Raw genomic sequence first — 3,064 nt, 5'->3', positions numbered from 1 at the left:
AGCGAGAGTCTGTCGTGGCGCAGGCTCCATTCACCTGCAGGCGCGAGAACTGGGCACTGGCTGGGCGGCACGACCGCTGCTCCGCGTTTCTGGCATCTCGACGACGCCTGATGCGCGCGGGGGCATGGTAGGCTGACGCCGTCGCTGTGCTCCTTGACAATTCGACAGGTTTCTTCGACGTTCACCCCGCTGCAAGGTATTGACCGAGTCAAGGAACCTGCACCCGCGAAGTCATGGTCAAAAACGACCCCGCGTGATACTGTAGATACGCGGCTATACTTCGTGGAGAAACCATGCATGAAAGTACATCTGGCTAAATGGGGCAACAGCCTGGCGGTACGCATCCCTGGCGAGTGTGCCCGCCAGGCGCATGTCAAGGCGGGTGACGCTCTGGAAATCGAAGTCACGTCAACAGGCGATCTGCGCTTGCGACCCATGGCGACGGAGTCCTTCGATAAAACGGCGTTTCTGAAACAGGCGCAGGCACTGCGCGCCAACCTGCCCATGGGCGAACCGGTTGTCGAGGCGATGCGGCAAGCCGATCGTTTTTGATGATCTACACCGACACCAGTGTCTGGGTGGCTTTGTTGACACCGGAGACAGGAACGGCCCGGGTGGAACAGTGGTTCGAAGATCTGTCCGAGACGCTGGTCAGCGCCGACTGGACACTGACCGAGTTCCACAGCGCCATTGCCCTCAAGACCCGCATCGGCCAACTGCTCAGCCGGCAGGCCAAGGAAGTGCTCGTTCTCTTCGAGCAACTCAGCGCCGGCGGACTGACCTTGACGCCCGTCTCGCGGGTCGCTTACCGCGCGGCGGCGGCTCTGGTGGATGATTTTGAGCAGGGGCTTCGGGGCGCCGATGCCTTGCACATCGCCGTCGCCCAGGAGTTGGGAGTTCAGCGTTTCGCTACCCTGGATCACAAGCAGGGCGTCAATGCACAACGCCTGGGCCTCACCCTGGAATTCGGCTGAGTCCATGGCCTTCGACCAAACCACAAGAAATCGCCTGCAGCGCTTCGTCAACGAGGTGCGCAAGGAACCTGGCAAAGGGCCGAAGACCACCTGTGCGTCGCCCTGAGAGATTATGGCCGGGCGGCGAAGGCGACCTACCAGGGCCGCCTGTTTGCCCAGGATGCGCTGGAAGGCTTGCGCCTGATCGATCTCACTCGCAAAGCCTTCCGATTTGGTGGCGATGAATCCGCCGTTCGGCGCGCTCGGCACCGGCGTCATGGCCGACCTGGGGCACGGGGTGATATGACGCGATAGGCGAAGCCGCGGCGCATGTTCTCCGGAAATCGATGTAGAGGAAACCCGTATGCGGCAAAGCACTTCAAATTCAGACTACCAGCGAGCCAGGCGTCTGGCACTGGCAGCGCGCAAGGCCCATATCGAGTCTGGCGGCAAGTTGCTGAGCGCCGAGGAGATCAGTGCAGAGGTTAGCCGAAGTGGCGCTGGAGTCGTTCGATGCCGTGCCGGGGAAGCCGTTTGCTTATACTTCACGCGGCACAGTTTTCGGTTTTTGAAACCACTGCGGCCGCTCACCGACCGCTTCAGTGCCAGACTACTGAAGTCGGAACTCGCTCCCGACGACTTTCAGACCGAGGGCGATCGCTGCCTGCTGCACGATGGGCGGCGAGGACTTGTTTACCGAGCCTGGGAGCGCTTGCTTGCGGGAAGCATTGGCTGGCGGGGCGAGAGTCTGTCGTGGCGCAGGCTCATTCACCTGCAGGCGCGAGAACTGGCGCACTGGCTGGGTGGCACGACCGCTGCTCCGCGTTTCTGGCATCTCGACGACGCCTGATGCGCGCGGGAACGTGGTAGACTGACGCCGTCGCCTCGCTCCTTGACCATTCGACAGGTTTCTTCGACGTTCACCCCGCTGCAAGGGATTGAAAGAGTACAGGAAGAATTTTCCGAGGGATGATGGAAGCATTATTGGCCCGGTTCTTGACCCCGTTCACCTTTTCCGCCCCGGAAAGGCAGGCAGGGCAAGGGTTCCGGAAGGCACTGTCCGTCAGACCTGCCCGTTGATAGGGCTTTGTGACCTTGATTGCCGGAAGCCGTCGCCAGCGCGAGCCGAGGTCCGTCAGACCTGCCCGTTGATAGGGCTTTGTGACATCAAGGGCGGTGGTTGATAACCGAATCCACACCGAGTCCGTCAGACCTGCCCGTTGATAGGGCTTTGTGACCTAATTCCGGGCTGGTGTCGGCGACCGACAACGCAGGTCCGTCAGACCTGCCCGTTGATAGGGCTTTGTGACTACAAGTGCTGCTGCAAGGGCAAGGGCAGGCTTGCGTCCGTCAGACCTGCCCGTTGATAGGGCTTTGTGACAACAACAGCGGAGCTTGGGACAAGTGCGGGCACCTGGGTCCGTCAGACCTGCCCGTTGATAGGGCTTTGTGACTTCTTTGTTGGGGTTGGGGTGCGTTGCAACGCACCGTCCGTCAGACCTGCCCGTTGATAGGGCTTTGTGACGTGCAAGGCGTCGACGATCGGGTGCGCCGCCGTTTCCGGGTCCGTCAGACCTGCCCGTTGATAGGGCTTTGTGACCGGAGTCCCCCTACTTGTCTGAAATGTTGACGGGTGGTCCGTCAGACCTGCCCGTTGATAGGGCTTTGTGACAGCGGGACACTAGTACAGGATGACCTCCACCCTCTGTCCGTCAGACCTGCCCGTTGATAGGGCTTTGTGACGCGGCGGCGGTCCAGGTGAAGGTCGTTCCCTCGTCGGGTCCGTCAGACCTGCCCGTTGATAGGGCTTTGTGACGAGTGTGAGGGTTTAGGACAAGCCTGCGTACATGCGGTCCGTCAGACCTGCCCGTTGATAGGGCTTTGTGACTTCTCTGGGCGCAGCGACGAAGTGCGGGACAAGACAGTCCGTCAGACCTGCCCGTTGATAGGGCTTTGTGACTTGATAGGGAGGGCGAGCATCGCCACTACTCCGCATAGTCCGTCAGACCTGCCCGTTGATAGGGCTTTGTGACTTTACGTCGGCCGGACCTGTTGCCGGATCGTTCAGCCGTCCGTCAGACCTGCCCGTTGATAGGGCTTTGTGACCTCGT

General features: G+C 60.9%; 3 protein-coding genes and 1 CRISPR repeat array. All 3 genes read left to right on the top strand.

From position 1 onward, the window contains the following. Positions 1-297 precede the first annotated feature (297 nt). The 3 genes from CAPSK01_RS13320 to CAPSK01_RS13310 all read left to right on the top strand — a co-directional run bounded on the left by CAPSK01_RS13320 (position 298) and on the right by CAPSK01_RS13310 (position 1,803). Positions 298-552, top strand: a complete 255-nt coding sequence (locus tag CAPSK01_RS13320) for an AbrB/MazE/SpoVT family DNA-binding domain-containing protein (RefSeq protein WP_034927434.1) — start codon at positions 298-300, stop codon at positions 550-552. Further along, positions 552-974, top strand: a complete 423-nt coding sequence (locus tag CAPSK01_RS13315; protein WP_034927431.1) for a type II toxin-antitoxin system VapC family toxin — start codon at positions 552-554, stop codon at positions 972-974. The genes CAPSK01_RS13320 and CAPSK01_RS13315 overlap by 1 nt, the downstream gene beginning before the upstream one ends. A 343-nt stretch (positions 975-1,317) precedes the next feature. Beyond that, the gene (locus CAPSK01_RS13310; RefSeq protein WP_034927428.1) at positions 1,318-1,803 is read left to right on the top strand and encodes a hypothetical protein; all 486 of its coding nucleotides are present in this window, start codon (positions 1,318-1,320) and stop codon (positions 1,801-1,803) included. A gap of 208 nt (positions 1,804-2,011) precedes the next feature. Further along, a CRISPR array of direct repeats spans positions 2,012-3,059; the repeat unit is 36 nt; unit sequence GTCCGTCAGACCTGCCCGTTGATAGGGCTTTGTGAC. Positions 3,060-3,064: the final 5 nt, after the last annotated feature.

This window comes from Candidatus Accumulibacter vicinus, assembly GCF_000584955.1.
Lineage (GTDB): Bacteria > Pseudomonadota > Gammaproteobacteria > Burkholderiales > Rhodocyclaceae > Accumulibacter > Accumulibacter vicinus.
This window is presented reverse-complemented; position numbering and strand designations above follow the sequence as displayed.